Genomic DNA, 24,559 nt, shown 5'->3' on the forward strand with positions numbered 1-24,559 from the left:
TTATGCTTTCACCTTGAACGTTAATTTGAATGAATATACGGTAGTGGTGGCTACCTTTGACTGTACCGACTCCTGAAGATATACATCCGTAAAGAGCTTGGAGTTCTTCAGGTTATTGACATAATTGACAACGTCGGTATTGGTAAACGCGGTGCAGGAAAGCGATACGTCCAACCCCTTAACCTCCGCGTTCCCCAGCCAAACTCCAGCGGGCAAAAGTGCGCTGATCTCATCAAGGATCTTGATCGGACGGGATTTGTTTCTTCCAAGCTCCTCAATAATATCCTTGCGCTGTTGAAACGTTTTATTCAGTTTTTCGAAGTCTTCGACCGCTTTTATTTTTTCTTTAAGTGCAGCGATGGTTTTTTCGTTTTCCTTAACCTTCGCCTCCTTGGCTGATACCGTGGAACTGAAGTGGTAGGTGATATAGGTGAATATCGCTCCAACGGCTAAGGTAAGAAGAACCGCATAAATCAGAAAAGCCGGGACAGGCTTCTGCTTTTTCTTCTTTTTGGTTGAGAGTAAATTGACTTTTATCATCTGTCGCCCTGATTTCTGAGGGCAAGCCCGACCGCTACAGCCATCATAGGGGCTATTTCCTCAATATAAGAAACATCAAACTTTTTTGGGATCTTGATGTTTCTGAACGGTTCTGCAATCTTTGTCTCTATGCCCGAACGTTCGGCAATCATGGAGGAGAAATTCCTGATAAGGCCGCATCCCCCGCTTAGGATGACTTCCGCGATATCCTCATGCACGGTTGTGCTCCGGTAGTAATCAAAGGAGCGGCTGATCTCACTGAGGATCTCTTCAGACGCCGATTCAATTACGGCGTTTGCATCTTCCGGTGATACATTTTCAACCGACTCGCCCCGTTTCAGTTTTTCCGCGAGTTCATAGGTAATATTGAATTCTCTCTGCAGCGCCTCGGTATGCAGATTGCTGCCAAGGGAACTGTCCCTGGTAAAGACTGATATGCCGCCCTTCAGAATACTCATATTGATTGTACTTGCGCCGATATTGAGCAGGGCAACATTTTTTCCGGGCTCAATCTCGTAATTGATCCCGTACATATTCTCGAGTGCGAACGAATCGATATCAACAACGATTGGCGTGAGACCGGCTTCTTTGACCACCTGGATATATTCGTTAATAATATCTTTTTTTACGGCAACAAGAATAACGTCCATCTGACCCGGTTCATCTTTAGGGCCTATGATCTGGAAATCAAGATTAACGTCTTCAATATCAAAAGGCACATATTGCTCCGCCTCAAACTTAATTGATTCAGAGAGTTCTTCCTCTGACATTTCAGGCAGAGATATTCTTTTGATAATAACGGAGGAATGGCCCGAAATAGAGATGGCTGCGTTCTGCGCCCTGATCCCTGCTGTTTTGAGCATCTCCTTCAGAGAGTCAACAAGACGCAGAGAGTCGATAATTGAGCCGTCAACAATGAGTTCAGGCGGCAGAGAATGGAGATGACAAAGCTCAAGCTCATACCCGCCTTTTGACTCTTTGAGCTTCACCGCTTTGACATAGCTCGAGCCGATGTCTAACCCGATTGATCCTTTTCCGCTAAAAAACATAGCTTATGAATACCAGAAAAAAAAGCTCTTGTCAAGTATTTTTTTTGTATTTATTTCAGAGAGTTCAAACTGAACCCTAAGAAAATGCTTTAAGAAATGCCCATTAAAGTTACAAATTGAGGTTTCTTTCAATGATAATTTTTTCATTTTTCGTCATACCAATCCCGAACAGAGAACCCAGGGAATCCTTCAGTCTAACATAGGCATTATCACGGATTCCGCCGACAATATCCCTGCTTAGAGGTATGCCATTTTTCGCTTTCCTGCAGTCTGATTCGTCAAGTATGACCTCTGACAAATCAGTGAGTGCATGGTCAATAGTTGACACGCATGGCGAGTCGTCGGTTATCCCCTGTTGCAGCATGTCAAAAGTCACTGATGCATCACTCGTAAAGAAACCGATACCTGTTCTTTTAAGCGCCGTGATATGAGCTCCTGTGCCCAGCATAAGACCGATGTCATCGCAGAGCGTTCGTATGTAAGTGCCTTTTGAACAGGAGACCGCTATCTCAACATAGGGGAGTTCTACCAGCAGAATATTAATATCGTAGATCTCAACCGGCCGCTCTGCTCTTTCTACTTCCATGCCTTTCCTGGCCAGTTTATAAAGGGGCTGGCCGTTGAGTTTAATCGCAGAATACATCGGAGGTTTCTGCATTATTTTGCCGATGAATTGATTGACAACGCTGATAATATGTTCTGGTGTAAATGTCGGGACATCCTTTATTTCAATAACCTTACCGTCGGCATCAAGGGTGTCGGTCCTTTCGCCTAATTTCAGCCTCGCTTGATAGGTCTTGTCTTTATCAAGAAGAAAGCGGCTTACCTTCGTAGCCTCGTTCAGGCAGACGAGAAGAACTCCCGTTGCCATAGGATCAAGGGTGCCGGTATGACCGGCTTTTCTGACTCCCAGCAGTCTCTTCACATTCGTGACTGCCTGCTGGGAGGTTATTCCTTTTGGCTTGTCGAGATTGATAATAATATTCATGGATATGAGATAACGAGAGGGAATATCAGAAGGATACTGTTCCGAAAATGTTCCGTTGTTTCATCTCTTCGGCTGGACGTTTCTGCCTGCCGTAAAGAGGGTCTTTTTCAGCGATGTGAGATCTGTCCTGGCCCTGAAGCCAGCAGCATTCCTGTGTCCCCCGCCGCCATAGAGCGCAGCGATTTTTGCAACATTTGCCTGCCCCTTGGATCTCATGCTCACTTTCCAGCGGCCATCCTCGGTCTCCCTGATGAGCGCAGAGATGGCAACAGAATCGATCATGCGCGGAACATTAGCAAAATTCTCCGTGTCCGCTTCGACAGTCCCGGTCTTCCTGAACATAGCTCTGGTGACATGGATCAGGGCTACGTTGTCCCTGATTTCAAGCGTGCCAAGACAAAGATTAAGCAGGTCAAACCGGTTCTTATTCCAACGCTCGTACAAATGCTCGGATATAACGCCCGGTTGTGCACCGGCATCGATAAGCTCAGCGCTTGCCCTGAGCACGTCAGAACTGGTGTTACTGTATCTGAAGGTTCCTGTGTCAACCGCTATTGCCGTGTACAGATTTGTCGCCATAGATTTTGTAAGCCCGATATTCAAGGCTTTTATCAGATGAAATACCATCAGTCCGGTTGCGGCCGCAGTTGGTTCAACCCATCGGATGTCACCGAAGGGCGATTCAGTTTCGTGGTGGTCAATGACAACAGATTTGGCGAATGAATAACCCTCAAGCGCTGCCCGTTCCGGACTGTTGCAATCTAAAAGAATAAGCAGAGGGTTTTTTCTAAGTTGATACCCTAGCGAGGATTTACACTTCTTGTGCCCTGGCATAAACCGGTACGGTTCAGGTACGGGATCCCGGTCAAAGATATGGACTTTTTTCCCATGCGCCTCAAGCGCTTCAGCAAGGGCAAGACAGGAGCCCAATGCATCACCGTCAGGATTAATATGCGTTGCAAGAAGAAAAGCCTGCTCTTTTCTGAGAGCAGTCAGGAGGCTTTCAGGAACTTTCATCTTCTGTCTTAATTTTTCTCAGGAGGCTGTCTATTTTAGAGCCGTATTCAATAGACGTGTCGAGTCTGAACTCCACCGTCGGGATAAATTTCATTTTGAGCCGTTTACCGAGAGCCGCTCGGATAAAGGGTTTGGCGTCGTTGAGGACATGGAGAGTCTGTTCCCGGTCTTCCGGTTTCAGTACGCTCACAAAAATACGAGCCGACTTAAGGTCATCGGACATATCTGCCCCGGTTACGGTTACAAAACCGATTCTCGGGTCCTTCAGCCGATACATGATAATGTCAGCAACCTCCTCGCGGACAAGGTCGCCAACCCTCTGCGAACGTTTATAGGGAAGCATCGATCACCTCATAAGATATGCAGCGCATAAAAATATAATAAACGATTTTCTTTTCTAAAGATAGGTTGCAGTCAGCGACCCGCGGATACGGGCCGCACTGAACATGAGGGACGGTTTGATTAAAGCTTGGTAGCGATCTTTTCTATGATATAGTTTTCAATGATGTCACCGAGCTTCAGATCATTGAAATTCTCTATAAGGATACCGCATTCGTATCCCGTCTGAACTTCCTTCACATCGTCCTTCTGCCTCTTCAGACTTGCGATCTTGCCTTCGTAGGCAACAACGCTATCCCTGATGACACGGATGCCGTCGCTTACCCGTGTCATATAGCCATCGATGACGGAGCATCCCGCTATCGTACCGAGTCTGGAAACAGGAAAAAGCTGCCTGACCTCCGCCCTGCCAAGGATCTTCTCCTTGAGTGTCGGCTCAAGCATACCCTCTAGGGCTTTTTTGACGTCGTCGATCGCCTCATAAATAATATTGTAGAGCCGAATATCAACGCCCTCTTTTTCTGCTGTTTGCGCCGCCTTGGTCTCGGGCCTCACATTGAAGCCGATAATGATGGCATTTGATGCTGTTGCTAGCATGACGTCTGACTCATTAATACCGCCGACAGAACAATGTATGACCTTAACCTTGACCTCAGGATGTATTATGTTCTCAAAGGCCGCCTTGATCGCTTCAACGGAGCCCTGAACATCACCCTTAATGATTATGTTCAACTCCTTGATCTGGCCTTCCTTGATCTGGGTATAGAGCTCATCAAGGGTAAGCTTTTTTGCCTTTGCTATTTCCAAAGAACGCTGCTTCTGAAGTCTCGTCATGGCGATCTGACGGGCACGTTTTTCGTCATCGACCACCGTAAAGACATCGCCGGCTGCAGGCACTTCAGAAAAACCTATCACCTCAACCGGTGTTGACGGGCCAGCCTCCTGGATCCTTTTCCCTGTATCATCGAGCAACGCCCTGACCTTGCCGACATGCGAGCCAGAAAGGAGCGCATCTCCAATTTTGAGTGTGCCGGCCTGGACAAGCAGGGTTGCAACGGGCCCTCTTCCCTTATCGAGCTTTGCTTCAATAATCGTACCTTTGGCTCTTCTGTCGTGGTTTGCCTTCAGTTCCAGGACTTCAGCCTGAAGCAGGATCATTTCAAGAAGATGCTCTATGCCAATACGCTTTTTTGCAGAAACTTCGACAAAGATATTATGGCCGCCCCAATCCTCCGAGATAATACCCTGCTCAGAGAGCTCGTTTCTTACACGGGTTAAATTGGCATCCGGCTTATCAATCTTGTTGATGGCTACAACGATAGGGACATTTGCGGCCTTGGCGTGATTGATAGCCTCTTTTGTCTGCGGCATAACGCCGTCATCGGCAGCGACAACAAGGACAACAATATCCGTAACCTTGGCGCCCCTCGCTCTTAAAGCGGTAAAGGCCTCATGCCCCGGTGTATCAAGAAATACAATATCTTTCCCCTTAAGATTTACCTTATAGGCACCGATATGCTGGGTTATGCCGCCTGCCTCGGTTTCCGTAACTTTAGTTTCCCTGACAGCGTCCAGAAGGGAGGTCTTGCCGTGGTCAACATGTCCCATTATGGTTATGACGGGGGCGCGGTGCTGAAGGTCTGCCGCATTTTCCTGCGTCTCTTCGTCGACCTGATAATCGTCTTCCACTGAAGCAAGTTCCAGTTTAATGCCAAAGCTGTCGGCAATAAGCAGTGCCGCATCCGTATCAACCGGCTGGTTAATGGTGGTCGTCATATCTCCTAACGCCATGAACTTTTTGATGACATCGCCGCTTTTGATGCCGATAAGTTCTGCAAATTCCTTGACTGACATGCCCTCACGGAGTTTAAGATTCTTTTTCCGTGGAGCGGTCGAGAGGACAGGCTGCTTTTCATCTTTATAGGATGATTTGGACCCGCCGAACCCTCTTTTTTGTGACCTCGGATCCCATTTCCTCGGTTCAACCTTCCTGATACTCGTGAAGGCTTTCTGGAGTCCCGGCTTCGCCTTGAACTTTTCTATCTTTTCAGCTTCGCTCTCTTTCTTGAACCGGTCAGGAACAGCAACATCCTCGTCCTTCTCAGGTATTGCCGGCGCAGCAGCAAGCTCAACTTCGGGCTCGTCCATTACGAGGGGAGGAGGCTCGCTTGGCAAAGTCGGCTCAAGCTTTATGGTTTTTTCCATCTTGTCTTTATGCGGTTTGGCCAGCTTTTGAGCTTTCTTATGCTCCTCTTTCTTGGCGACATCCTTATGCTCTGCCGCTGTTTCTGCCATAGGCTCCGTCTGAACTTCTGCCTTTATTTCCTCTATCTTCTGTTCTTCCATTTCTGCTGCCTCTTTGGCAGGCTCAGGCATCGATTTCGGTTCTTCAACAGGAGGCGGAGGAGGCTCTACAGGCTCCAAAACGGCCAGAGTTCTTGCTATTTTGTCTGCGATCGATGAATCGATGCTTGAGGAATGGGATTTCCCTTCAAAGCCCATGTCGGCAAGTTCGTCAAGGATGTCCTTGCTGTTTCTGTTCAACTTCTTTGCTAATTCGTATATCCTGACTTTTGCCATGTTGTTTTGTCCTTAGCTATGCGACGTGCTGCAGATAGAATACTGCGCCGAGTGATAATCTTGTAACAAGAGTTTTAAAATGTTATCATAACCAACTATGATTATGCAATGTAGAAAGGGGGAATGAACGTGGCAAGCTGTTATGCATGTGGCAAGAAAAAGACGGTTGGCAATAATGTCAGCCATGCAAACAACAGGACGAAACGGCAGATTCTGCCGAATCTCCAGAGGAAGCGGATACAGACTGATGCCGGGATCAAGCGCGCCTATGTCTGCACACGCTGCCTGAGGACTGGAACGGTAAAAAAGGTCGTCTGATGAAAAAGGCTGAAACCGTTCTCGGCCCGATGCTGAAACAACTCGGGATCGAGAACGGAGTGAGGCTTGAGCGGCTCCGCAACGACTGGTCTGACATCTTCGAAATAAGTATCTCTTCCCATATGTTTCCGGCAACACTTACCGAGGGGGAACTGCTTCTGCATGTTGAATCACCCGCCTGGATGCAGCAACTTACGTATTATAAAAAAGAGATCATCCGGAAGCTTTCTTCATACGCTGTAACTGATGTTCGGTTCAGTCTGGGGAGGATCACGCAAAAGAAACCGAAGCAAGCAGCGGAGAGGCCGATGAGGCCGCTTTCGCCCGATGAGATTTCATTTGCAGCATCGGTCGTTGCCGACATCAGGAATGAAGCGCTGAAGGATTCCATCCGGAAGGCTATCGAAAAATCGCTCGCTGCAGACAGAAAACCAGGTCAAAACAGGTGATGTTGTAATGCCTCAGTAAAGAAAGAAACCCACCCCTGCACCCCTTTTGGGAGGGGAGATAAGGGATGGGTCGTATTTTGTGCTGTTATACCCCTTGTAACTGAAGGGTTACGCAATGCTCCAAATTAAGCTGATTCTGCCTGCTTTTCGTACAGGAGAATCGGCTTTTCGTTTTTTATTACCGTGTCCTCGGTTATGAGACATTCCTTGATGCCTTTTTGCGAAGGTATCTCATACATGACATCAAGCATGATCTCTTCAAGAATAGCTCGCAGACCGCGTGCTCCGGTCTTTCGCTGTATTGCCTTCCTCGCTATCGCAGATAGGGCTGTATCCGTGAACTTCAATCTCACGTTATCAAAAGAGAGCAGTTTCTGATACTGCTTGGTAAGCGCGTTCCTGGGCTCCGTAAGGATTTTTACGAGGGAAGCCTCATCCAGTTCTCCAAGCATGGTCACGACAGGAAGCCTTCCGACAAATTCAGGGATAAGTCCGTATTTGATCAGATCACCCGGCTCTGCCATGCTGAGCACATCTGCAGTCTTCCTCTCGCTCTTTGGCGAAAGGGCGGAACCGAACCCTACGGTCTTTTTGCCCACGCGCTGCTCAACGATCCCGTCAAGGCCAGTGAATGCACCACCGCAGATAAAGAGAATATTTGTCGTATCTACCTGGATGAAATCCTGCTGGGGATGCTTCCTGCCACCCTGAGGCGGGATGCTCGCGATCGTCCCTTCAATGATCTTGAGAAGCGCCTGCTGAACACCTTCACCGGAAACATCCCTGGTAATGGAGGGGTTATCGGACTTCTTGCTGATCTTGTCAATCTCGTCGATGTATACGATGCCCCGTTGCGCCTTTTCTACATCATAGTCAGAAGCCTGAAGCAGTTTGAGGATAATATTCTCGACATCCTCACCAACATAGCCTGCTTCAGTGAGGGTAGTAGCGTCAGCAATAGTAAACGGTACATCAAGGAGCTTGGCAAGCGTCTGGGCAAGCAGAGTCTTGCCTGTCCCGGTCGGACCAATCAGCAGAATATTGCTTTTCTGGAGTTCTACGTCCGATACACCAGGGCTGTATATTCTCTTGTAATGATTATGTACAGCGACAGAAAGTATCCTTTTCGCTTTTTCCTGGCCGATGACATAATCGTTGAGAAACGTATGGATCTCCCTGGGCTTCGGGAGTTTGGGCAGGGCTTCCGTACCGGTTTCAACCGCGAGCTCATCTTCAATGATCTCCTTACAAAGTTCAATACACTCGTTACAGATATATATCGTCGGGCCAGCGATGAGCTTCTTCACTTCTTCCTGACCTTTTCCGCAGAAAGAACACTTCAGCGCCTCGTCGTCTTTTCTTGCCATTACTTCTGACTCTCCTGTTTCTTCTTCTTGTTGGTAGTGTCAATAACCTCGTCCACGAGGCCATAGTCCTTCGCTTCCCTGCCGGACATGAAGAAGTCGCGGTCCGTATCGGTCCTCATCTTATCGAGCGGTTGACCGGTATGTGCTGCAAGTATCTTGTTAAGGGTATCCTTAACCTTCAATATCTCCCGCGCATGGATCTCGATGTCCGTTGCCTGCCCCTGGAAGCCACCCAGCGGCTGATGGAGCATAATCCGTGCATGGGGCAGAGAAAACCGCTTGCCCTTTGTGCCTGCGGTCAGCAGGAGAGCTCCCATGCTTGCTGCCTGGCCGATGCAATAGGTGCAGATGTCGGGCTTCACATACTGCATGGTGTCATAGATGGCAAGGCCTGAGGTTACGATGCCGCCAGGTGAATTGACATAAAGATGGATATCTTTTTCCGGATCCTCTGTCTGCAGAAAAAGAAGCTGTGCAATGACCGTATTGGCAACATGGTCATCTATCGCTGTGCCAAGAAAAATAATTCTGTCTTTCAGAAGACGGGAATAGATATCATAGGCGCGCTCAGACCTGCCGGTCTGTTCTATTACGATAGGGATGACGCTCATATTACGCTCCTTTGGTGGTCTCAGCACCGGACAGCAGGAAGTCGAGCACCTTTTCTTCTCTGATATTATGCCTGAGATTTTCGAGGGACCCGTCCCTCGTCATAAAAAGGTTAACGATCGCATCCGGTGTTGCCTGAAACTGCCTGGCTATGAGCGATATCCTGTCCTTGACCTCTGCCTCTGAAACAGTGATCTTCTCTTTCTCGGCTATCTCATCTAACAGAAGCGTTGCCTTTACATTCTTGATCGCTTTTGGCCTGAGCTTTTCAACAAGGACTGCATCTGCTTTTTCATTGGCCGGTTCACCCTGCGGCAGAGAACTTTCAGTCTTGCGCTCGCTGCTTATCAGGTGTTCCAGTTCTGCTTCAGCGAGAGATTCCGGGACATCAAAGGTATGACCTTCGATCAGCGTATCGATAATTTGGGCCTTTTGCTGTTTTTTCCCATTTTCCTGTTTTGCGGTCAGGAGCCCTTCCTTTATCTTCACTGTAAGGGCATCAAGGGAGTCACTGCCAAAGTCCTTTGCAAACTCATCGTCGATCTCGGGAAGATTCTTTTCCTTGACCTCCTTGATTGTTATGCGCAGCCTGTCGCCCTTGTCAGAATCCTCTTTCAGTTCCTTGCCTACGATCTCGGGGAGCGTGACCTCAACAATATCGCCTTTCTTTTTCCCTGTCAGGCTGTCAAGGATACCGCGCGGCGTAAGCCCGTTGCCAAGGTTCATGACCTGATCCTTTTCCGCGGCAATCTCTGTTTCGCCTGAGGGATCAAGCTTCACATAATCAATAATGAGCAGGTCGTTTTCCCTGATCTCACGGTCAACAGCCTCAAAAACAGCCCTCTCGTTCTGCAGGCCTTTGAGCGTATCGTCCACCTCTTTATCATCAACAGATGCCTCGATCTCTTTAACCGTAAGGCCGCTGTAGTTCATCATCTCGATCTTCGGCCTTACTTCAACGGTAAGCGAAAAGACCAGCGGTTCATTTCTCTTGAGCGCAAGGTTCGTCTCGATCTTAGGCATTGCAACAGGAGCAAGATCAGCCTCTTTTACTGCCTCTGCATAATAGGTCGGAATAAGTTTTTCAAGGAGTTCACTCTTTATGTCCTCACCGAATTTCTTTTCGATCATACTCATCGGTGCCTTGCCGGGTCTGAACCCGGGAATACGTGCCCGCTGCCGGACATTATCTAAAGAACCGGCATATTCTTTTTCAAGAATGTCTGCCGGAATCTCGATTTTAAGCCGTTTTTTTGTGCTGCTGATATCCTCAATTATAGGGGCCAATGTTACCTCCGATGCCGTTTATCTACTCTAAAATAAGAACGTATCTTTAGTCAATTTTAGGTATAATCTCATCAATGGACCTCTATATTATCGATGGAAACTCCTATGTGTACCGGGCATACTACGCCATAAAGTCACTGACAAACTCAAAAGGATTTCCTACCAATGCAATCCTCGGATTTACGAACATGCTTTTGAAGGTCATCAGGGAAAAGAAACCGGAAGGCATTGTAGTTTCTTTTGACTCACCGGCAATAACCGGACGGCATATGATGTTTGAACAGTACAAGGCAAACAGGAAGGAGACGCCTGCCGATCTTGTAGCACAGTTACCGCATATCAGAAAAGTGATATCCGCCCTCCATATAAAGGTATTCGAGATGCCGGGATATGAGGCAGACGATATTATCGGGACTATAGCAAAAAAGGCTGCATCCGAAGGGTCGAATGTCTATATTGTCACGGCAGACAAAGATATGCTTCAGCTTGTTGATGACCGGGTCAAGGTCTATGATCCGATGAAAGACAGAATGCTTGACAAGGCATATGTCATGGAGAGGTTTGGCGTAGGACCTGAACGGGTTACCGAATATATGGCGCTTACCGGAGATGCTGCTGACAATATCCCCGGGGTCAAGGGAATTGGTGAAAAAACTGCAAAGGAACTCCTTGCCTCTTTTGCCAGCATAGAAGAGCTCCTTGAGCATCCCGAACGAATACCCAGGGAAAAGCTGAGGGCAATGATTTCCGGGAGCCGGGATATGGTGATCATGAGCCAAAAGCTGGCGACGATAGATACTGCGGTGCCGATAGATTTTACTACCGCCGAGTTTGGCCTTCTTGATCCTGACTGGCTCGCCCTGCTGTCGTTGTTCAAGGAGTTCGAATTTACCAGTCTTATGAAACTTCTCCCTTCTCAGGCTACCGCTCCTGCAACCTCGAACAGACATTATAGTGCGGTCTTCTCGGCTGATACGCTCAGGGAAATAGCGGCATCAGTAAAGAGAGAACTTGCCTTTGACACGGAGGCGACCGGAAAATACCCTCTCATCGACAGGCTTGTGGGGCTGTCTCTCTGCAATGACAGTGAGAAGTCATACTATGTTCCGATGGGCCATACTCAATCGCTCATGCCGGAACATGAGCAGCTGGGCAAAGAAGTAGTGATGCAGATTCTCAACCCCATTCTTGCGGATCCGAACATCAGCAAGATCGGCCATAACCTGAAATACGACCTGTTGATGCTTGCCAAAGAAGGAATCTCTGTTGACGGACCTCTTCTGGATACCATGATCGCAGCGTATCTCCTGAACCCCAACAAGGCAGGACACAGCCTTGATGAAGTATCCTTTGAATATCTTTCGAAAAGAAAAAAGTCCTTTATGGAAGTCCTGAAAAAGCGGCCGAGTTTTGCCGACGTCCCCATTGACGAGGCTGCGCCATACGCTGCAGAGGACGCTGCACTTGCCTTTGAGCTTAAGGATCTGCTCTTTGAAAGACTGAAAGAGGGCGGGCTTGAGTCGGTATATTTAACCATTGAAATGCCGCTCATCAAGGTGCTTGTTGACATGGAAACTGCCGGGATAAAGATACAGGAAGGTCTTCTGGAAGAAATGTCAAAAGAACTTGCCGCTGACATAGCTGCGATCGAAAAGCGGGTCTATTTCCTTGCCGGCGAGGAGTTTAACATTAATTCTCCAAAACAATTAAGCGCCATCCTCTTTACCGGGCTCGGCCTGAGCCCAAGCAGAAAGACAAAAACAGGGTTCTCAACAGGCGTGGATGTGCTTGAAGAACTTGCAGAGTCTCATGAGCTCCCAAGGGAAGTCCTTCACTACCGGAGCCTCACAAAACTGAAGACCACCTATATAGATGTGCTGCCCGCCCTGGTGAACCCGCGGACAGGCAGACTGCATACGTCCTTCAATCAGACGGTAACTGCAACAGGAAGGTTGAGCAGCAGCGACCCGAATCTCCAGAATATTCCGGTAAAGGGGGACTGGGGGAAACGGATACGGGCTGCATTTGTTGCAGAACAGGGGAACCTGCTTCTTTCTGCTGACTATTCACAGGTAGAACTCAGGATCCTGGCGCACTTGAGCAATGATGCCGGGCTGATAGCGGCCTTCAGGGACAATATCGACATTCATACGAGGACAGCGGCCGAGATCTTTGGTGTTCCTCTTAAAAGTGTTTCGCCCGAGATGAGAAGGACTGCAAAAACAGTCAATTTCGGCGTAATCTACGGCATATCGTCATTTGGTCTCTCAGAGACGCTTAATATAGGCAGAAAAGAGGCTGAACAGTTTATCAAACAGTATTTTGACCGCCATCCAGGAGTAAAGCAGTATATCGAACAGTTAATAGCAGAGACCACGGAAAAAGGATATGTCACAACGCTTTTCGGCAGAAAGCGGCCTGTCCCTGAGTTGAAGAACCAGAACAGGAATATCCGCCAATTAGGCGAAAGACTGGCTGTGAATTCGCCCATCCAGGGAACTGCAGCAGATATAATCAAACTTGCCATGATACATATCAGGGGGCGCCTAAGAGCAGAATCTCTGCAGGCGCGAATGATACTGCAGGTCCATGACGAACTTCTGTTCGAGCTTCCAGCGTCAGAACTGCATACGGTGGGACGTATTGTTCGGGAAGGAATGGAGGGGGTTTTGGAACTCTCCGTGCCCCTGAAAGTGGATATAGGCCATGGTCATAACTGGGCCGAGGCCCATTGATAATATTTTGTATAAATGTTCCTTAAATTTGATAGAATAGCTTCAACAGGGTTAACCTCATGAAAACCAAAGATCAAAAAAACAATTCCAAGAAGACACCAGAGGGCACAAAAAAGACTGCGGCGAAAAAGGCCGCTCCTGAAAAGTCCACCAAGTCTTTTGATGCAAGGACCGCAACATCAGTAAAATCAACTTCTATTAAAAATAATGCGACGACAAGAAAGATCAAACAGAAACCTGACATAGCAAAGCCTGTTGCAACGAAGAAAACCGTAGTGGCAAAGGTAATGGTAACGCCAACACCTGTCATTACAACAAGGAAGGCTGCGACTAAGAAAACATCAATCCCTGTTAAGGTTGAGGTCAAGGCCAAGGCTAAACCAATAACCTCGATCACCAAGGCCGCTAAGGTAACGACTAAGCCTGTCATTACACCAAAGAAGGCTGCGCCTAAGAAAACATCAATCCCTGCTAAGGTTGAGGTCAAGGCCAAAGCTAAACCAATAACCTCGATCACCAAGGCCGCTAAGGTAACGCCAACTCCTGTCATTACGCCGAAGAAGGCTGCGCCTAAGAAGATGCCAATTCCCGCTAAGGTTGAGATCAAGGCCAAGGCTAAACCAATAACCTCGCTTACCAAGGCCGCTACCGTAAAGCCAATTCCTGTCATTACGCCAAAGAAGGCTGCGCCTAAGAAGATGCCAATTCCCGCTAAGGTTGAGGTCAAAGCCAAGGCTAAACCAATAACCTCGCTTACCAAGGCCGCTGCCGTAAAGCCAATTCCTGCGGCAAAGGCAGAGAAGAGCGTTATTGGAGCAAAGAAAGAATCTGCCTCTCTAAACCAATCGTTAAAATCAGGTAATTCAGGAAAAACGTATGAGGCAAAAGAAGTAACTGGCTCTAAAGCAGAGAGGTATCCTTCAAAAAACTCCCGGGCAAGACTAAAAATATTCCTGCCTGAGCAGGATATAACTGAAGAGGAAGCAGCGGAAATCTTTTTCGGAGAACTTCCCGAAGAATATGGTGAAAATTCCGTAATTGCGCTGGCCGTTGACCCAAACACGGTCTTTGTGGACTGGGAGGTCGTTCCAAAGGATATTGCCGATATGGAGGGGGATCTGAATCTTAGATTCTATGATATTACGGGCATCGAATTGAATGACTGGAATGCACATGCTGTTCTTGATATCCCGATTAACAGACGAGTAGGGAGCGGCTTTTTTGACATACGCATGCCGGGGCGGGATATCGTTGTTGCCGCCGGTATACTCAAGCCGGTTGGCGGATTCATGCCGATCGTACGGTCAGGGATGGTATCCTTCCCTGCTCTTCTGACTTTCGACGAACTTGGCATCGCGCAAAAACTCTTTGAAGCAGGCATCCCTGTCGGGTACTGATCTGAAAATTCTGCAAACTAATTGCCGATTGTCACATCCTTTCCCAGTACGCTGACGCACTGCCACAGGCGGAAAAAGTCAGCAGTTACTGAAGACGCATCCTGAGCATGCGGTTGTATCCCTTTCCCCCCTACAGATCCCGGAAACACCGTGATGACAGAGGGCAAAATCATACTTAAGCGGGTCTTTTGGGTCGAATTGTTTCAACGCGCCGGTTATCTCAACCGCTGTCTTCCAGTCTGCCGAATTTCTTTTGGTGAAACCAAGACACCGGGATATCTTCATGATATGCGTATCAAGCGGAATAACCAGCTTATCCTTTGGAATTCTTTTCCATATGCCAAAATCAATGTCTTTGTCGCGAATCATCCAGCGAAGAAAAAGAGTCGATCGTTTGCAGGTGCTTCCCTTTGCAGGCGAAGGAAAGAATTGGAGAAGACCTGAGGGCTTAATGTTCCTGCCGTAGATCTTTGTTGTGTCCACGGAGAGAAACCGATCCATCATTGCTGCAAGGCCATTGCCGATGTTCTCATCCGTATTCCGGTAATGCTTCACAAAGATGTTTTCAAGAGAACGTTCTTTCCGAAGGATCGTCTTAAGTATAAAGAGAAGGCAGATGATATCTTCGTTTCTATTGAATCGGTACTGTATGCCCTGAAAACGTTTTGCCTGTCTGGCAACACTGAAATGGAGCAGGAAATCATAGGGGCTTTCCCCCATGATCGACAGGATCTTTTCGATAACAGGCTTGAAGAGTCCTATCCTGCCGTACGCAAAGCAGCATGCAAGGTACCCGGCGATCTCAATGTCTCCGATGTTTTTATAACGGTGTGGAAATTCGATCGGATCGTGGAGGATCCTCTGGCTGAAATCATATTCCCGGTAAAACCTGTTGAGTACGCTTCTCAGTTCAGACATGCTGATATTACATGATGACTTTTGTCAGGACACCATGGAGTTTCTTGGGAGGCAGCTTATAGAAATTAATGAAGGGCGGCGTGTTCCTCTTGATGAAATGAAAAAGTTTCCAGACCGGGTTGCTCGTTATGATGTCTTCAAGACCATAAAATACCGAGCGCTCTTCGATATCAGCCTCTCTCAGGATCTCTTCGACGTCCACCATTTCCATATATCCCATCTGCACCTCGAAGACCCTGAGTCCGTCCGAAAGATCAGGCTTGAAGAAGCCTGTCACGCCAAAAGGATCATCACGTTTGATGATCGAAACGAAGATATTGTCTTCATAGACAATACCGTGATAAAACATGGTCTGGATAATGTAGAAGGGGATCTCCTTTGCATCTTTGATCAGGAAGAGCGCTGTTCCGCTCACCTTGGAAGCAGAGGCATAGACCCTTCTGAATTTGTGCAGGAACTCCTCAAGCGGCATGAATTCCATCATCTTATACAGCCTCTTCTGTCCCTCCTTATACAGGATAATCATGCCAAAGGGGATTGATGCGATTATGAGCGACCAATAGCCGCCATGAGGGATCTTGTAGAAATTTGAACTCAGGTATGCCACGTCAATGACCGTAACCAGCAGAGAAAGTGCTGAATAAAGGGGTTTCTGCTTCTGGGCGAAAATCCAGGTCATCATAATCCCGGTCAGGGTCATGGTACCGGTAACTGCAAGTCCGTATGCAGCGGCAAGCTTGCTCGACTCCTTGAATTCGATCATGATAAAGATGACCGACAAGAGCATGAACCAGTTCACGGCGCCCAGGTATATCTGAGATCTGCGCTCCACCGAGGTATAGTCTACTTTGAACATCGGCATCAGCCTTGTTGTTATGCCCTGGTACACGATCGAGAACATGCCGCTGATCATTGCCTGTGAAGCAATGATCGTTGCAAAGACGCTCAGGAGGAGGAAGGGCACGTATACAGGCCTGAAGGCATGAAAGGTCATCTCAAAAAGGATATTCTTTGCCTCAGGATGCTTCAAAAGATAGGCTCCCTGCCCCAGATAGTTCAGGACAAGTGCAACAAAAACAAGGACCCAGGCCTGCCTGATCGGTTTGCCCCCAAGGTGTCCCATATCAGCATAGAGGGCCTCACCACCGGTTGCACAGAGGATGATCTCGCCAAGTGCAATGAACCCCTTGATCTTATTGTCCAGAAGAAACTTCATGCCCCAATAGGGGTTTAGTGCGTTCAGAACTACCGGAGATTCAAGGATATAGAATACCCCCAGGAAAGCAAGAGCTGAAAACCATATGATCATGATAGGGCCAAAAGCTCCGGCGACCTTTTCCGTCCCCTTGCTCTGAATAGCAAAAAGGCCTATGGCAATTACTGCCGAGATAAGAACAATTGAACCCTTGGACAGGCTTTCAAGGCCGGGGATGAGCAGGGCGCCTTCAACAGCACTAAGGATACTGATAGCGGGTGTTATAACGCCGTCGCCAATCAGCAGCGCCACACCGATGATCGCAAGCATGGTCACGAACCCGTACATCTTCCGTGACTTGAGACTCGAAATGAGAATTTCTTTCAGCACAATCGTGCCGCCTTCGCCCCGCCGGCTGAGGTTCATGGCTATCCATGCATATTGTACGGTGACGAGCATGATCAGGGTCCAGACTATGAGCGAAAGCACGCCCAGGATATTCTCCTGGGTAGGCGGCTGAAACAGAAGAAAGACGACGGTGAGCGTATAGATAGGGCTTGTTCCGATATCGCCGAAAACAAGTCCGAGAGAACGAATAATGCCTTTTACCGGTGAAGTCTTTTCAGACATAACATTCTATTATAAGAACTGAGATGCATTGAGGCAATATGCGGGCATTTCATACTGCATGGAATAGGGAAATATCGTGTATAATGGTAAGAATTCGGGCTTTTTATCAAAAGGAGAACGTGTGCAGAATATCCCTATATCGCTTGCTGCTGCAGGCATGGTTCTGGCTAAAGAGATCAAGACCGACGATAATCCGGCGAGCCCTCCCATTTGCGGCAAGGGTGTGACCCTGAGCGATTCACTGATCAGCAGGCTCGCGAGCATGGGGGTTCAATCCGTTATTGTTGAGGGGCATCCTGTAATGCTTGAAGGAGAAAAATCGCTTGAAGAGACCCTCGATGTTCTCGATAAGCGCTTTGCAAAGGTGTCTTCAGATCCGCTGATGCAAAAACTCAAGGAAATTTACCGGAGGCAGATCATCAAATCTATGGGGAATGCTGATGGACAATAAGCGGGCAGAGATCAGGAGCATCATCAAGGATACAAAGTCCCTGCCGACGCTTCCCGGCGTTATTGCAAAACTTACCTCGCTTGCCGAAAACAGCAAGGCGTCGGTCAATGAAATGGCGCGGGTAGTCTCCTCAGACCAGGTCCTCTCTGCCAAGGTCCTGCGGCTGGTGAACTCCCCCTTTTATGGTTTTTCCGGACGGGTCTCTACGATCTCGAATGCCTTGATACTTCTCGGGGTCAATGTGGTGAAAAGCCTCGCACTCAGCAGCTCTATCTTCGAAATGATGGAGAAGAACACGGTGGGGCTCTGGGAGCACTCCCTCGGCGCCGGTGTTGCGGCAAACATCATTGCGAGGAAGCTGGAACTGCCTGAGATAGAAGAGATATCAACGGCGGCGCTGCTTCATGACATAGGCAAGGTTATTATCAAGATCAAGCTTGAGTCCGATTACGACCATCTCATTGCACTGATCAAAGAGAAGGATATGTCCATGCTCGAAGCAGAAAAAGATCTGCTTGATGCCGATCATGCAGAGATCGGTGAATGGCTTGCGCGCTCCTGGTTCCTTCCGGAAAAGCTGATCGAACCGATCGCTTTTCACCATGACGTCGAGCGTGCGTCGACGCAGCTCGTCAAGACCGCTGTTGTCCATGTCGCCGACGTGCTGGTAAAGGCAAGCGGTTTTGGGTTCAGCGGCGATGATTATGTCCCCCGCATTCAAGCTGTCGCATGGAATAAGTTAGGACTGAACGAGATATTCCTCGAGGAGATCGTCGGAGAACTCGAAGACAAGCTTGTCGACTGCAAAAATTTCAGTCTGGAGATTCAGTCAGAAGGTGACACAAAAACTTAGGATAGCGGTCATATCAAAGGACCGTGACTTTTCCTCCCAGCTCGGGCTTTGGCTCGAGGGCAAGGGATTTCAGCCAATTCTGCTGCATGAACTCGGCAGCGTACTCGGCATCATCTATGGTGATCCGCCGGACGTTGTGATTGCTGATCTTCGCCATGGTGGAAGCGAAATACAGGATCTCATACGGGATTTTAAAGGCGACAGTTATTTCAGTATGCTTCCCGTCATCGGCATATTTGAAGAAAATGCTGATGAGACTTTTACCTGGTCGGACTGTCCTCTGGATGATTTTATCACGCACCCGTTTAACCATAGTGTATTTTTCAGCCGCATCAACCTTTCTCTTCAACGTATAGAACGGGTCCTTGATAACAACCCTCTCACCAAACTTCCCGGTAATACTTCCATACAAAATGCGATCGAAAAGGCGCTTGGCAGAGATCTGGCTGTCTGCTATATCGATATCAATAACTTTAAACCCTACAATGACACCTATGGATTTTCCCACGGTGATGAAGTGCTGCGGATGGTTGCCCGTATCATGGCGAATTGCGTGAGAGATGCAGGGCCAGGTGGTTTTTCTGGCCACGTCGGGGGCGATGATTTTGTTTTCATCGTAACCCTCGAAAAAGCGGAATCAGTATGCCAGACTATCCTCGACCACTTTAGAATAATTGTCTCCGACCTCTTCGGCGAAGAAGAAAAGGCAAGAGGCTCTTACCGGGCAAGTGACCGGCAGGGGAATGAACAGAATATCCCTCTCCTTGGAATTGCCATAGCGGTTATCCCGATGAATACTCCGAAAATGACCCACTTTGGAAAAGTAGCTGAGGTTTCGGCTGAGATGAAAAAATTCGCCAAGAAATCAGGTGAGAGTTGTTATGTTGTGGACAGAAGAAAGACTTAGGTCTGCAGGCCGAAAACGATCTCCCGTTCATCGAGGTCTACCCGGTCGATTCTCACAGAAAGTTCCTGGCCTATTCTGAATGAGCAGTTCGTACGTCTGCCATACAGTCTCATGGTCCGTTCATTGTATTGGTAAAAATCATTGGTCATGGAAGAGATAGGAAGAAATCCCTCAACATAGAATTCGTTCAGACGTATCCTGATGCCATAGGACGAGACGCCGACGATCTTTCCGGCAAAGACAACTCCGACCCTGTCTTTCATAAACCATGCCCTCATTGCCTTGATCACCTGAAATTCGGCAGCATCAGCCGCCCTTTCCGTGCGCGATGAACTGAAGGCAATATCGGGAAGCACCGTTTCGAGTTCTTTTTTCCGTTGATCGGATATGACCTTCCTTGTCAGGATCTCGCGCAGGAGCCTGTGTACGACAAGGTCAGGATAGCGCCGGATCGGCGAAGTGAAATGCGTGTATGACGTTGAGGCAAGGCCGAAGTGTCCGACATTGGTGACCGAATAGCGGGCCTGTTTAAGGCTCCGGAGGACAATGTAATTGATGATCTCTTCGTGGGGCGAGTCCTTTATTTCCCTGAGGATCGTCGAGAAATCCCTGACCGTTAACTTCCTGCCTGCAGTCCTTGAAAACTGTTTTACTACGTTGATGACGTCCTCAAGTTTCAGCGGGTCAGGCTCCTCATGGATACGGTAGATGCAGGGAATACCGAGCTGTTCGATATGTCCGGCAACCGCCTCGTTGGCAGCAATCATGAACTCTTCAATGATCATATGGGCGAAGTTGCGTTCTGATTTTATGATCGCCTCAGGGCTTCCCTGAAGGTCGAGCAGGACCTCCGGTTCAGGCAGATCAAAGTCAAGGCTGCCCCGTTCGAATCTTTTTGTCCGGAGCAGATTGCAGAGCTTTTCCATGAGCTCAAAGTCTTTCAGAAGGGGGCCGTATTTATCACGCGTGGCATCATCCTTGTCGATCAGCACCTTCCTGACAGACGTATAGGTCATTCGCTCGTCGCTGTTGATCAGGCTGGCATAGAAGCGCGCAGCCAGACGATGCCCGGAACGATCAAAGTCCATCTCAACGGTAAAGGCATTCCGGTCCACCTTTGGCCTGAGACTGCAGAGGTCCTCTGAAAGTTCTTTCGGCAGCATCGGTATCACCCGGTCCGGCAGGTACACGCTGGTGCCGCGTTTTCGCGCCTCAAGGTCAATGGTCGAGTTCCATGGCACGTAATAGCCCACATCGGCGATATGTACCCAGAGTTTGTACCCATAGTCAGAGAGCGCTATGGAGACGGCATCGTCAAAGTCCCGGGCGCGTTCGCCGTCTATGGTGACCGTGATAAGGTCTCTCAGATCTCTTCTTTTCTCTGCGATCTTTTCCTGTCCCCTCTTTGCCGTAATAGAAGGGACTGAGGTATCTAATGAAGCAGCGAGCAGTTTTGCCTCATCACTGACCGCTTTGGGGAACCTCCTCGGCAGACTGAACTCATCGATAATCAGTTCAACCTCTCCTGCAGGGTCCTCCGGCTTTTTTACGATCCTTGTGATCCTGGCTGCAGGAGGTCTTTTATCAGTAGGAAAGGAAGTGATCTCTGCGATCACCATGTCTTTGTTCTTTGCCATACCCCTGTCCTGTGGAGCAACATAAAGGTCAAAGGGAATGGATTTGTCTTTTGGTTTTACAAAAGAGCCTGCCTTTGTGATATCAAAGGTGCCGAGCACCTTGGCATGGGCCCGCTCAAGAATCCTCATGATGCGTGCTTCGCGCTTTTTCCAGTTTTCGACCCGCACCATGACACGGTCACCTTTCATGGCGCCAAGCGTACCCTTCGGCGGGATGAAGAAATCCCGCTCCCCCGGTTTTTCAGAAATCACAAAGCCGTACCCGTCACGGTGGGCTGCAAAGTACCCTGTGGCAAGATTCATCTCTTCAGCCGGGCCGTACAGGCCTTTCCGGTTCAGGACGATCTCGCCCTGCCTGAGCATGTCCCTGAGCAGCCTCTTTAATGCACGGGTCTCAGGCTTGCTCAGCCCCATACGGTGTGCAATGTCTTTAAAGAGCAGAGGGCGTGACGTCTTTCCCCTGAAAAAGGCGAGTATCGTTTCTTTAGTCAGCATAGTATATGATTACTCCTGAGGCATTAATGACTGTCAGAATAATAGGCGATACCGGGAAAAAACGACGGTAATTGCGCGTATTCCGCGTCCTTAACAGCATAGCTTCATTTTACCTCCGGGAGCGGGAAATGGACAGGTGCCGGATTACCCTGTCTGTTTATCTGCCGCCAGGACAAGGTCTTTAAGGGTCTGTCTGTCCAGCGAAAGGGTAATTGCATCTTCAATATGTTTTATAAGCTCATCGATCTCGGGAATTGACGCATGTAATCGGGAGGCAGCATCCGCATCCTCACCCGAAATTCTGATTGCACTGATGATCTCATGCAGCGTGATCGTCTCCAGGTCCTTCGCAGGGAGATATGCAGACGGCTCGCTGCTTGTCGGGACAAGCAGACCTCTTTCCTGAAGGATTGTCAGCACCTCATGCACAAACTCCAGCGGCATGCCAAGCTTCTGCGTCAAGGAAGCAATGTGCCAGTGTTGATGATTGCCGAGAAAACTCTGTCCCACAAGGAACATGATCGCAAGGGCAAGCTTTTCTTTCAGCCTATCGCTTAAGGTCATGACCTTGCGGCCCGGATCAAACTGCTGAGGATGCTGCATGTAGAATGAGACCCTGGCTCCGATGAGCAGAGTAAGGAAGTTCCAGTAGAGCCAGATGAGGAAGAGTATGAGCGTTGCAAAGCCTGAGTAAATTGCCGAGTACTGGGCCGAAGATGCGATAAATGAGGTGAATATCCAGCCAATGGTCTGCCAGAGGATGCCCGCCGCAATGCCGCCGGCAAGGGCTGACCTGAACCGCACCCTGGTATTGGGAAGCAGCATATAGATCACGGTAAAGGCTGCAGAAATAAAAAGATACGGGGCAAGCCTGCTGATCATATATATAACAGGGCCCAGCATCTGGATAGCCATAATTTTTTTCATGATCGTGCTGCTCATGAGCGATGTTGTTATCCCGAGTGCGGAAAAGATCAGCACTGGCCCCACAAGAAGAACGCTCATGTAGTTACTGAACCGCTGAGACAATCCCCTCGTACCCTTGATGTTCCAGATGTAATTAAGCGCACTCTCAATCTTCTGTACCGTGGAGATGACCGTATACATAAGTGCGGACAGACCGATTGAGCCGAGGACGCCGATCTTGACATTCTCGACAAAACCGATGATCTTCATTGAAAGTTCAACGCCGTTGTCTCCAAGGGGTTCAAGAAAATAATAGAGAAAAATCAGGAAGCGGGTATGAACGCCAAAAGCCTTCAGAACGGAAAAACTGACTGCCAGAAGCGGAACAAAGGAGAGGAGTGTTGTGTAAACAAGACTCATCGCTCTGAGGATTAGCTGCTCTTCTGAAAAACCCTTGATGGCGATGTAGATGAGCCGGGATGCCTTGATCTCAAGAGACCTTGCCTTGCCGGCCAAGGGGGCATCTGTTTTCCAAAGCTTCTGGATGAAGAAACCATCTATCTTTTCGCCGATAGTTGCCATCGACTACATAGTATCACAAGCCCTGAAGGGTGGAAGAACTATCGCTGAAAAAATTAACCCCACACCCTGCCAGCCGGTGCCGATTAGAGATGCCGAACGATCTTGTCCTTCACTTCCGTAAAGGCGTAGGTGTATTTCTCGGGCTTTCTGCCAAAGCAAGTGCCGAGGCTTTCGTAAAGTCCGATCTCGGTAATATCAACCTCTCTGCGCTTGATCGCCTCAGAGGTATCCTTAAAGTAGATCTGGTTGCCATCAACGTTAGCCACCGTCACTCCAGCCTTGCCTGAAGTCAGAAGCAAGACTGCTGCTGCGCCTGTCTTGTATCCAAAGACAACATCATAGGCTGATGAGCCGCCGCAGCGGACAAGATGTCCAGGCGTTACTTCCCTCACTTCGGGAACCTCATAAACACCCGGCGCGTACATGCCGGTCTTTTTCATGAACTCGATCACCTCGGGGTCTGACTTGAGCCGCTTTTCGAGCTGCTGCCTGACGAATTTGCCTGCCCCTGCCAGTTTTTTGTGGCCGAATGCATCTACGCCGGCTGATTCATCATAGAGCATTTCGCCATTCGCAATTTTCAGGCCCTCGGCCACAACCATTATGTAGGTCCCAGCCTTGACATCGCTCCTCATGACCCTGCCGAAATAGGTCATCTTCATATGCTCATATACCACATCGAAATCCACAGGAATCTCGGGGATGAGTATGCAGTCAGCCTCTGCTCCGATGCCGCCGCGGAAGGCAGTATGGCCGACATATCTGCCGAAGACCTCAACGACCATCACCCGGTTGTGACTCAGTCCGGTGGTCTTAAGGTCCCTGGTAAATGTCGCAATCCTGTTTATAGACGAGTCACCGCCGACACTGTATGGCTGAAGGTCGAGGTCCATAGTCTTGGGCACATGGATGCAGGGTATGCCCTGTGACGAGAGGTCAACGACAACACTGCCGGTGTCATCTCCACCGCTTATTACGAGTGCGTCAATACCGAACTTCCTGAGGCCTTCCTTGATGCGGTCATATTTCTTTTCGTCCTTTATCTTGCTGATCTTCACCCGTGAATGGCCCGCCTCAGAGCCGGCGAGAGACGCTTCGATGCGGCTGACACGCTCTGCGTTAAGGAAAACCACCTCAGGGAGCTCAATGAGGTTATAGAGCCCCGCATAACCGTTAGGGATGACAACAGACTCGATACCAAGGGCATACGCCTCTCTGGCAACTCCCTTGATTACCGCATTCAGGCCGCCGCAGTCGCCGCCGCTTGTGATGATTCCTATGCGCTTTATCGATGCCATGAAACCCTCCTG

The 24,559-nt window shown here is 48.8% G+C and carries 21 protein-coding genes; 7 read left to right on the plus strand and 14 right to left on the minus strand.

The annotated features are described in order from the left end of the window. The 6 genes from HZB31_00560 to infB all read right to left on the minus strand — a co-directional run bounded on the left by HZB31_00560 (position 1) and on the right by infB (position 6,513). The gene (locus HZB31_00560) at positions 1 to 540 is read right to left on the minus strand and encodes a PilN domain-containing protein (protein MBI5846446.1); all 540 of its coding nucleotides are present in this window, start codon (positions 538 to 540) and stop codon (positions 1 to 3) included. Beyond that, positions 537 to 1,589, minus strand: a complete 1,053-nt coding sequence (gene pilM / locus HZB31_00565; protein MBI5846447.1) for a type IV pilus assembly protein PilM — start codon at positions 1,587 to 1,589, stop codon at positions 537 to 539. The genes HZB31_00560 and pilM overlap by 4 nt, the downstream gene beginning before the upstream one ends. Before the next feature lie 109 nt (positions 1,590 to 1,698). Continuing rightward, positions 1,699 to 2,577, minus strand: a complete 879-nt coding sequence (truB, locus tag HZB31_00570; protein MBI5846448.1) for a tRNA pseudouridine(55) synthase TruB — start codon at positions 2,575 to 2,577, stop codon at positions 1,699 to 1,701. A gap of 60 nt (positions 2,578 to 2,637) precedes the next feature. Further along, positions 2,638 to 3,594: a bifunctional oligoribonuclease/PAP phosphatase NrnA gene (locus tag HZB31_00575; GenBank protein MBI5846449.1), complete on the minus strand. Its 957-nt coding sequence runs from the start codon at positions 3,592 to 3,594 to the stop codon at positions 2,638 to 2,640. Beyond that, positions 3,581 to 3,937 carry a 30S ribosome-binding factor RbfA gene (rbfA, locus tag HZB31_00580; GenBank protein ID MBI5846450.1) on the minus strand — a complete coding sequence of 119 codons (357 nt, stop codon included), beginning with the start codon at positions 3,935 to 3,937 and terminating at the stop codon, positions 3,581 to 3,583. Before rbfA ends, HZB31_00575 begins: the two co-directional genes overlap by 14 nt. Before the next feature lie 119 nt (positions 3,938 to 4,056). Then, positions 4,057 to 6,513 (minus strand): translation initiation factor IF-2, encoded by a 2,457-nt coding sequence (gene infB / locus HZB31_00585; GenBank protein ID MBI5846451.1) that lies wholly within the window; start codon positions 6,511 to 6,513, stop codon positions 4,057 to 4,059. A 123-nt stretch (positions 6,514 to 6,636) separates the two neighbouring features. On the opposite strand from infB, the gene HZB31_00590 reads away from it, so the two are divergent. Next, on the plus strand, positions 6,637 to 6,831 hold the full coding sequence (locus tag HZB31_00590) for a 50S ribosomal protein L28 (GenBank protein ID MBI5846452.1): 195 nt from the start codon (positions 6,637 to 6,639) through the stop codon (positions 6,829 to 6,831). After that, on the plus strand, positions 6,831 to 7,280 hold the full coding sequence (locus HZB31_00595; protein ID MBI5846453.1) for a DUF721 domain-containing protein: 450 nt from the start codon (positions 6,831 to 6,833) through the stop codon (positions 7,278 to 7,280). Before HZB31_00590 ends, HZB31_00595 begins: the two co-directional genes overlap by 1 nt. A 125-nt stretch (positions 7,281 to 7,405) precedes the next feature. Here HZB31_00595 and clpX read toward each other — a convergent pair whose 3' ends face one another. Genes clpX through tig form a run of 3 tightly spaced genes read right to left on the minus strand, consistent with a single transcriptional unit; the run spans position 7,406 to position 10,543 of the window. Next, positions 7,406 to 8,647 (minus strand): ATP-dependent Clp protease ATP-binding subunit ClpX, encoded by a 1,242-nt coding sequence (gene clpX, locus HZB31_00600; GenBank protein MBI5846454.1) that lies wholly within the window; start codon positions 8,645 to 8,647, stop codon positions 7,406 to 7,408. Continuing rightward, entirely contained in the window at positions 8,647 to 9,258 is a 612-nt protein-coding gene (gene clpP, locus HZB31_00605) for an ATP-dependent Clp endopeptidase proteolytic subunit ClpP (protein ID MBI5846455.1), read from the minus strand. Before clpP ends, clpX begins: the two co-directional genes overlap by 1 nt. Before the next feature lies 1 nt (position 9,259). Continuing rightward, on the minus strand, positions 9,260 to 10,543 hold the full coding sequence (gene tig, locus HZB31_00610) for a trigger factor (protein MBI5846456.1): 1,284 nt from the start codon (positions 10,541 to 10,543) through the stop codon (positions 9,260 to 9,262). A gap of 74 nt (positions 10,544 to 10,617) precedes the next feature. Here tig and polA point away from each other — a divergent pair, with 74 nt between their 5' ends. Continuing rightward, on the plus strand, positions 10,618 to 13,278 hold the full coding sequence (polA, locus tag HZB31_00615) for a DNA polymerase I (GenBank protein ID MBI5846457.1): 2,661 nt from the start codon (positions 10,618 to 10,620) through the stop codon (positions 13,276 to 13,278). Positions 13,279 to 13,337: 59 nt separating this feature from the next. Further along, positions 13,338 to 14,675: a DUF4912 domain-containing protein gene (locus tag HZB31_00620; protein ID MBI5846458.1), complete on the plus strand. Its 1,338-nt coding sequence runs from the start codon at positions 13,338 to 13,340 to the stop codon at positions 14,673 to 14,675. Positions 14,676 to 14,753: 78 nt separating this feature from the next. Here HZB31_00620 and HZB31_00625 read toward each other — a convergent pair whose 3' ends face one another. Both HZB31_00625 and HZB31_00630 read right to left on the minus strand, forming a co-directional pair. Then, positions 14,754 to 15,593: a TIGR02757 family protein gene (locus HZB31_00625; GenBank protein ID MBI5846459.1), complete on the minus strand. Its 840-nt coding sequence runs from the start codon at positions 15,591 to 15,593 to the stop codon at positions 14,754 to 14,756. 7 nt (positions 15,594 to 15,600) lie between these two features. Then, on the minus strand, positions 15,601 to 17,418 hold the full coding sequence (locus HZB31_00630) for a KUP/HAK/KT family potassium transporter (GenBank protein MBI5846460.1): 1,818 nt from the start codon (positions 17,416 to 17,418) through the stop codon (positions 15,601 to 15,603). A 121-nt stretch (positions 17,419 to 17,539) separates the two neighbouring features. Between HZB31_00630 and HZB31_00635 the strand changes: the two genes are divergently transcribed. Genes HZB31_00635 through HZB31_00645 form a run of 3 tightly spaced genes read left to right on the plus strand, consistent with a single transcriptional unit; the run spans position 17,540 to position 19,629 of the window. Then, positions 17,540 to 17,869, plus strand: coding sequence for a hypothetical protein (locus tag HZB31_00635; GenBank protein MBI5846461.1), 330 nt, complete (start codon positions 17,540 to 17,542; stop codon positions 17,867 to 17,869). Then, positions 17,859 to 18,722: an HDOD domain-containing protein gene (locus HZB31_00640; protein ID MBI5846462.1), complete on the plus strand. Its 864-nt coding sequence runs from the start codon at positions 17,859 to 17,861 to the stop codon at positions 18,720 to 18,722. Before HZB31_00635 ends, HZB31_00640 begins: the two co-directional genes overlap by 11 nt. Beyond that, positions 18,706 to 19,629: a diguanylate cyclase gene (locus HZB31_00645; protein MBI5846463.1), complete on the plus strand. Its 924-nt coding sequence runs from the start codon at positions 18,706 to 18,708 to the stop codon at positions 19,627 to 19,629. Before HZB31_00640 ends, HZB31_00645 begins: the two co-directional genes overlap by 17 nt. Here HZB31_00645 and rnr read toward each other — a convergent pair. The 3 genes from rnr to HZB31_00660 form a co-directional block, all read right to left on the minus strand. Continuing rightward, on the minus strand, positions 19,626 to 21,761 hold the full coding sequence (gene rnr / locus HZB31_00650) for a ribonuclease R (protein ID MBI5846464.1): 2,136 nt from the start codon (positions 21,759 to 21,761) through the stop codon (positions 19,626 to 19,628). The two genes, HZB31_00645 and rnr, sit on opposite strands and share 4 nt — an antisense overlap. Before the next feature lie 144 nt (positions 21,762 to 21,905). Next, positions 21,906 to 23,249, minus strand: a complete 1,344-nt coding sequence (locus HZB31_00655; protein MBI5846465.1) for a YihY family inner membrane protein — start codon at positions 23,247 to 23,249, stop codon at positions 21,906 to 21,908. Positions 23,250 to 23,332: 83 nt separating this feature from the next. Further along, a complete protein-coding gene (locus tag HZB31_00660) occupies positions 23,333 to 24,538 on the minus strand; it encodes a 6-phosphofructokinase (GenBank protein ID MBI5846466.1) in 1,206 nt (401 codons plus the stop codon). Positions 24,539 to 24,559: the final 21 nt, after the last annotated feature.

The organism is Nitrospirota bacterium (assembly GCA_016235245.1).
Taxonomy (GTDB): Bacteria; Nitrospirota; Thermodesulfovibrionia; order Thermodesulfovibrionales; family UBA6898; genus UBA6898.